5 protein-coding genes are annotated in these 7,490 nt (G+C 69.2%); all 5 read left to right on the forward strand.

The features are described 5' to 3' along the window. Positions 1-41 precede the first annotated feature (41 nt). The 5 genes from G4G00_RS06950 (at position 42) to G4G00_RS06970 (ending at position 7,394) form a co-directional block, all read left to right on the forward strand. Positions 42-1,151 (forward strand): S-(hydroxymethyl)glutathione dehydrogenase/class III alcohol dehydrogenase, encoded by a 1,110-nt coding sequence (locus G4G00_RS06950; RefSeq protein ID WP_108754128.1) that lies wholly within the window; start codon positions 42-44, stop codon positions 1,149-1,151. 48 nt (positions 1,152-1,199) lie between these two features. Next, positions 1,200-2,030 carry an S-formylglutathione hydrolase gene (fghA, locus tag G4G00_RS06955; RefSeq protein ID WP_108754127.1) on the forward strand — a complete coding sequence of 277 codons (831 nt, stop codon included), beginning with the start codon at positions 1,200-1,202 and terminating at the stop codon, positions 2,028-2,030. Between the two features lie 236 nt (positions 2,031-2,266). Continuing rightward, positions 2,267-3,697, forward strand: coding sequence for a GGDEF domain-containing protein (locus G4G00_RS06960; protein ID WP_108754126.1), 1,431 nt, complete (start codon positions 2,267-2,269; stop codon positions 3,695-3,697). Between the two features lie 272 nt (positions 3,698-3,969). Continuing rightward, the gene (locus G4G00_RS06965) at positions 3,970-4,569 is read left to right on the forward strand and encodes an ECF-type sigma factor (RefSeq protein ID WP_108754125.1); all 600 of its coding nucleotides are present in this window, start codon (positions 3,970-3,972) and stop codon (positions 4,567-4,569) included. 8 nt (positions 4,570-4,577) lie between these two features. Next, entirely contained in the window at positions 4,578-7,394 is a 2,817-nt protein-coding gene (locus G4G00_RS06970) for a serine/threonine-protein kinase (RefSeq protein ID WP_164272088.1), read from the forward strand. Positions 7,395-7,490: the final 96 nt, after the last annotated feature.

The following is a 7,490-nucleotide window of genomic DNA, read 5'->3' on the forward strand; positions in this document are numbered from 1 at the left end:
CGCCATCCATGCTGTCTTTGTCTGTCCTTGGAGAATCCGCCATGAAATCCCGTGCCGCCGTCGCCTTTGGTCCCGGCCAGCCGCTGCAGATCGTCGAAATCGACGTCGCCCCGCCGAAGGCTGGCGAAGTGCTGGTGAAGATCACCCACACCGGTGTCTGCCACACCGATGCGTTCACCCTGTCCGGCGATGACCCGGAAGGCCTGTTCCCGGTGGTGCTGGGCCATGAAGGCGCCGGCATCGTGGTGGAAGTGGGCGAGGGCGTGACCAGCGTGAAGCCGGGCGACCACGTCATTCCGCTGTACACCGCCGAGTGCGGCGAATGCCTGTTCTGCAAGAGCGGCAAGACCAACCTGTGCGTGTCGGTGCGTGCTACCCAGGGCAAGGGCGTGATGCCCGACGGCACCAGCCGCTTCAGCTACAACGGCGAACCGATCTACCACTACATGGGCTGCTCGACCTTCAGCGAGTACACCGTGGTGGCCGAAGTATCGCTGGCCAAGATCAACCCGGAAGCGAACCCGGAACACGTCTGCCTGCTGGGCTGCGGCGTGACCACCGGCATCGGCGCGGTGCACAACACCGCCAAGGTGCAGGAAGGCGACAGCGTGGCCGTGTTCGGCCTGGGCGGCATCGGCCTGGCGGTCATCCAGGGTGCCCGCCAGGCCAAGGCCGGCCGCATCATCGCGGTGGACACCAACCCGTCCAAGTTCGAGCTGGCGCGCGAATTCGGCGCCACCGACTGCATCAACCCGAAGGACTTCGACAAGCCGATCCAGCAGGTCATCGTGGAAATGACCACCTGGGGCGTGGACCACAGCTTCGAGTGCATCGGCAACACCAGCGTGATGCGTGCGGCGCTGGAATGCGCGCACCGCGGCTGGGGCCAGAGCGTGGTGATCGGCGTGGCCGGCGCGGGCCAGGAAATCTCCACCCGTCCGTTCCAGCTGGTGACCGGCCGCAAGTGGATGGGCACTGCCTTCGGCGGCGTGAAGGGCCGCAGCCAGCTGCCGGGCATGGTGGAGGACGCGATGAAGGGCGATATCGAACTGGCCCCGTTCGTCACCCACACCATGGACCTGGACAAGATCAACGAAGCCTTCGACCTGATGCACGAAGGCAAGTCGATCCGTTCGGTCGTCCACTACTGAACCACGCCAGGCGGCAGGCCGCGCGCCTGCCGCCACCGGGAGCACTCCATGGAACGCATTGAACACCGTGCCTGCTTCGGCGGCTGGCAGGATGTCTATCGCCACACGTCCACCACGCTGGGCTGCGACATGCAGTTCGCCGTGTACCTGCCGCCGCAGGCGGCCACGCAGAAACTGCCGGTGCTGTACTGGCTGAGTGGCCTGACCTGCACCGAACAGAACGTGATCACCAAGGCCGGCGCGCAGCGTTACGCCGCCGAACACGGGGTGATCCTGGTGGCCCCCGATACCAGCCCGCGCGGTGACGACGTGGCCGATGCCGAAGGCTACGACCTGGGCAAGGGCGCAGGCTTCTATCTCAACGCCACCGAACAGCCATGGGCACGGCACTACCGCATGCACGACTACGTGGTGCAGGAGCTGCCGGCGCTGATCGAGGCGCACTTCCCGGCGACCGATGCGCGTGCCATCAGCGGCCATTCGATGGGTGGACATGGCGCGCTGGTGCTGGCGCTGCGCAATCCCGGCCGCTACCGCAGCGTGTCGGCGTTTTCGCCGATCGTGGCACCCAGCCAGGTGCCGTGGGGCGAAAAGGCCTTCACCGCCTACCTGGGCGACGACCGTGCGGCCTGGGCGCAGTGGGATGCCACCGCGCTGATCGCCGATGCCGGCGAGCGCCTGCCGCTGCTGGTGGACCAGGGCGATGCCGATGAATTCCTGCAGACCCAGTTGCAGCCGCAGCGCCTGCAGCAGGCGTGCGAAGCGGTGGGCCACCCGCTGACCCTGCGCCTGCAGCCGGGCTACGACCACAGCTATTACTTCATCGCCAGCTTCATTGGCGAGCACATCGCGCACCACGGCAAGGCGCTGCGCGGCTGAGGCGAACGCGGCGCCGCTGAGGCGTAGAGTCGAGCTTGCTCGACTGGCGTGGAAAATCAGTCGAGCAAGCTCGACTCTACCCAAGCGGGCAGTCGAGCAAGCTCGACTCTACCGAAGCGGGGCAGTCGAGCGCGCTCGAGCCCACCCGGTGCGGCTGGGTTTTCGGCAGTCGATCACGCCCCGCTGGCGGGGCAACGCGCTATGGTGCGCACAGACGGCTTGCCGATGGGGGATCCATGCCGGTAGTGCTTGCGCTGCTGTACGTGCTCTGCCACGGGGTGGTCGTGGCGTTCTGGCCGGGGCCGGCCGGGGAAGGTTCGTTCGTGTTCCTGACCGCCGCGCCGGTGCTGGCGGCGATGGCCTGCCTGTGGCGCGCGCGGCGTGACCGGGCGGCGCTGGGCTGGCGGGCCACCGCATTGGCGCTGCTGCTGTGGGCCGGAGGCATGGCGGTGAACATGGCCGATGCGATCGGTGCCGGGCGTGCCGATCTGACCCCGCGGGTCAGCCTGCTGCTGTATGTAATCTACGGCGTGCCGCTGGTGTTCATCCTTGCCCGCGCCCGCCGCGAGCGCTGGACCATCAGCACCATCGACGGCCTGATGGCGGCGCTGCTGGGCGTGCTGTTCTTCGTGCACACCCTGTCCTTCGCCGACCGCATCAACGTCGATGACACGGCCATGGCCAACATGCGCCGCATGTTCGACATCCAGAACCTGTGCATTGCTGCGTTCGCCTGCGTGCGCTGGCTGGCCGGCGACGTGCCCGAACGGCGCAGCTTCTTCCGCGCGCTGGCGCTGTATGCGCTGCTCTATCTGGGCGTGGCGTACTACATCAACCATTTCACCGCCGAACAGTCCTTCGGTGCCTACAACGACCTGCTGATCGACGTGCCGTTCCTGCTGCTGGCGGTGCTGGCCCTGCGCCAGGCGCCGGCCCCCGGCGGCGTGCTGCACCCGCGCCTGTCGCGGCTGGTCCAGGCCGGTGGACCGATGATCCTGCCGCTGCTGCTGCTGGTGGTCGGGGCGCTGGTGGTGGACCACGCGCGCCCGCTGGCGCTGGCCGGCTTCGTGGTTGCTACGCTGGGTTTCAGCCTGCGCAGCACCCTGCTGCAGATCGACCTGCTGGAAGCGCAGGCACGGCTGGACCAGCTGGCGCGGCAGGACGGCCTGACCGGCGTAGCTAATCGCCGCCAGTTCGATGCGGCGCTGACCAGCGAGTGGAACCGGGCCCGCCGCAGCGGCACCGAAGTGGGCCTGCTGCTGGTGGACATCGACCATTTCAAAGCGTTCAACGACCAGCACGGGCACCCCGCCGGCGACCGCTGCCTGCAGGCCGTGGCCGCGGTACTGCAGGCCACCGCCAACCGCGCGGCCGACACCGTGGCGCGCTATGGCGGCGAGGAATTCGCGGTGATCGTGCCCGGCACCAGCGTGGAGGGCGTGCTGGCGCTGGCCGAGCGCCTGCGCGTGGCAGTGCAGGCGCTGCAGCTGCCGGAAGGGCGGGTCAGCATCAGCGTGGGGGTGGGGTTCGCCCACCCGCCGGTGATGGCCACGGCCGAACAGCTGCTGGCCCATGCCGATGCGGGTCTGTACGCGGCCAAGCGGGGCGGCCGCAACCAGGTGGCCGCACTGCCGTCCGGGCCGATGGGCTTCAGCTTCGCCCGGTAGTGGCCAACCTTGGTTGGCCGCCTTTCCCATGCGCGCCAACCAAGGTTGGCGCCTACCAAAGCAGGGCATGAACCCGGTAGTGGCCAACCAAGGTTGGCGCCTACCAGGGCGGGCCGGTCAACCGCCGCGTACTGATGGCCGTTTACCAAGGCAGGGCATGAACCCGGTAGTGGGTGCAGGCCGGGCGCCTGTGGGATACTGCCGCCGAATGTGCGGATGATCACATTCGGGCGGGGAGCCCGGATCACCACTGGCGGAATGGGGAAAGGACGATGGCCACGGTGTTCACCGAGGAGCCGGCGCGGCCGGCGGCCGATGCCACGGTACTGCTGCAGCGCTGGCGGCGCGGCGACGCGGCCGCGCTGGATGCACTGATGGAATTGCTGTACGGCACGCTGCGGGCGATGGCGGCGGCGCGCGTATCGGCGCGCGGCGGTGATCGCACCCTGCGCCCCACTGCATTGGTGAACGAAGCGCTGCTGCGCCTGCTCGACAGCCGTGCCGACCCGCAGGACCGCCAGCACTTCCTGGCACTGGCCGCGCTGAAGATGCGCGGCGTGGTGGCCGACCATGCGCGCGCGCTGGGCGCGGTCAAGCGCGGTGGCGGCCAGGTTGCGCTGACCCTGTCGGCGGTCGATCACGAAGCGCTGCCGGCGATGACCCTGCAGCAGGATCTGTTCGCGCTGGACCAGGCGTTGCTGCAACTGGAAACCCAGGACCCGCGCGCGGCCCGCGCGGTGCAGTGCATGTACTTCGCCGGCATGGACCGTGAGGCCATCGCCGAAGTGCTGGAGATTTCCGTGCCCACGGTCGACCGTGACCTGCGCTTTGCCCGTGCCTGGCTCAACAGCCAGCTGGGCAGCGCGGCCTGAGCACGGCCATGCCGCAGGCCGCGCACTGGGGGCAACTGCGTGAACTGTTCGATGCGGTGTGTGAGCTGCCGCGGGAACAGTGGGGCCCGGCATTGGCGGCGCGCAGCAGCGATGCCGCGTTGATTGCCGAGGTCACCCGGCTGCTGCATGCACAGACCGATGAGCTGATGCGGGTGCGTGCGCCGCTGGAGCGGCTGGCCGAAGACATCGCGCGGCCGGAAGTGCAGGTGGGCGATTGCCTGGGCCCGTGGCGGCTGACCGCACTGCTGGCCGAAGGCGGCATGGGTGCGGTGTTCAGCGCCGAACGGGCCGACGCGCTGTACCGGCGCACGGTGGCGGTGAAGGTGCTGCCCAGCCCGATGGCACCGGCACTGCGTGCGCACCTGCTGGCCGAGCAGCAGATCCTGGCCGACCTGCAGCACCCGGGCGTTGCGCGCCTGTACGACGCAGGCGAAACGCCGTCGGGGAATCCATACCTGGTGATGGAGCACGTGGCCGGCCTGCCGCTTGACCGCTATCTGCAGGTGCACGCGCCGCCGCTGCGGCAACGTCTGGCGCTGTTCGTGCAGATCTGCCGCATCGTGCAGTTCGCCCACGCACAGCTGGTGGTGCACTGTGACCTGAAGCCGTCCAACGTGCTGGTGGATGACCAGGGCCGGCCGGTGCTGCTGGATTTCGGCGTGGCGCGACTGCTGGGGCAACCGGCCGACGAGTCGGCCGATGACGGTCTGCCACGTTATGTCACCCCCGCCTACGCCAGCCCCGAGTTGCTGGGCGGCCAGCGCGTGGGCGTGGCCAGCGATGTGTTCAGCCTGGGTGCCATGCTGGCGGAAATCAGCTGTGGGCAACGCGTGCTGCGCCCGCTGCAGGCCGAGCCCGTTGCGGTGCCTCTGCCCAGCGCGCTGGCCCGCACGGCACGCGAACGGCGCGCGCTGCGCGGCCCGTTGGATGCGATCGTGGCGCGGGCCTGCGCGATGGTGCCCGAACAACGCTACGCCACCGTGGAAGCGCTGGCCGACGATGTGGCGCGCTATCTGGCATTCCGCCCGGTGCGCGCCGGGCACAGCGGCGCACTGCAGCAGACGCGGCTGTTCCTGCGCCGCAACTGGCGCAGCAGCGTGGCCGCCGCCGGCGTGGTGCTGGTGGTGGCAGGGCTGCTGGTCCGGCTGGACATGGCCGGGCGCGAATCGGCGCGCAACGCCGATATCGCCAACCGCACCAGCGATTTCCTGGTGGCGTCCTTCGATGTGCTGGACCCGGGCACCCGCGGCGGTGCGGCCACCTCGGAACTGAGTGCGCGCGAACTGCTGGACCAGAGCGTACGCCGCCTGCATGCCACGCCCACGATGCAGCCAGTGCTGCGTGCGCGGCTGCAGGTGGTGCTGGGCCGTGCCTACATGAACCTGGGCCAGCCGCAGCAGGCCGAGCCGCTGTTGCAGCAGGGCGCACAGGCGCTGGCGGCGGCCGGCCCGGCCGACCTGCGCGATGCGGCGCTGGCCTATGCCGACCTGGCCACCCTGCAGGACCAGGCGCGGCAGCGCGACGCGGCCGCGCGCAGCGCCAGCCAGGCCGCTGCGCTGCTGGCCTCTGCCACGACGCCCGATGCGCTGGCACGCGCGCGGGTACTGGCCGTGCAGGCGCAGGTGCGCAGCCGCAGCGCAGGCGGCAGCCAACCGGCGGTGGCCATGTTCACCCAGGCGCTGGGCATGCTGGATGACCAACACACCCTGGACGCGCGCCGGGTGCGTTCCAGCCTTCGCCGGCAGCTGGCCAGCGTGCAGGCCGCGACCGGTGCATTGCTGGCTGCCGAACAGACCCTGCGTGCGGCCATCAATGACGACGGTGGCGCCGATGGTGAAGGCATCGATTACCAGAAGGATCTGCAGCTGCTGTCGCAGGTGCTGTTCGACCAGGGCCGCATCGATCCGGCGCTGCAGGTGATGGAACGCAACCTGGAACTGACCCGGCACATCTACGGTGAACAGAGCAGCTTCACTGCCAGCGCCGAAAGCGCACTGGCCGGGCAGTATCTGGATCTTGGCCGCTACGAAAGCTCTGACCGCCACTTCCGCCACAGCCTGCAGATCAGCGCGGCCATCGACGGCGTGGACAGTTTCGCCTACGCCCGCAAGCTGTTTGCGCACGGCATCATGAAGGAAGCCTACGGCGATACGGCGGCGGCCGAGGCGCTGTACCGGCAGGCGCTGGACCGCCACCAGCGCTTGCTGGGTGCCGACCAGGGCGAAACGCTGGACGTGGAAATGGTGCTGGCGCGGCTGCTGATGCGGGTGGGCCAGCTGCAGGCATCCGACGCGCTGCTGCAGCGCGTGGGCCGGGTCTGGCGGCGCCAGTCCGACCCGGGCAGCCCGGACCGGCAGTCACTGCGCCTGGTGGAAATCGAGTGGATGACCCGCAGTGGCAACCTGGTGGCCGCACGCACCGCGCTGGATGCGTTCCGCGCGCAGCATCCTTCACCGTCGTCGTCGCTGGCGCTGCGCCAGACCATGCAGGAGGCCCTGTTGGCCCAGCGCAGCGGCGCGGCCGATGCGGCCGAACGTGCCGGGGAAGTCGTGCGCGAGTTCTCGCGGCTGTACGGCGCCGATTCGGTGGCCACGGCCAAGTGGCGCATTCCCTACGCCGAAACCCTGACCGACGCGGGCCACATCGCGCAGGCGCGCGCCGAGGTGAAGCGGGCCCAGCCCCGCCTGGGCGAAATCTACGCGGGGTCTGAGTTCACTACGCGCATGCATGCGCTGGCCCAGCGCTGGACCCAGGGCACGACGGCTGTCGCCCCGCCGCCGGTCGGGGAGAGCGCTGCCCCCTGACGGCCCCGGTTCACAAACGAAAGTATGAACCGTTCATAATTTTTGCAATTTTGTGTGATGGGAATCCCGTTTCTTTTCCGGTTGCTCTGGTGAGAC

It is taken from the genome of Stenotrophomonas sp. B1-1 (assembly GCF_010894375.1).
In the GTDB taxonomy this organism is placed as follows: domain Bacteria; phylum Pseudomonadota; class Gammaproteobacteria; order Xanthomonadales; family Xanthomonadaceae; genus Stenotrophomonas.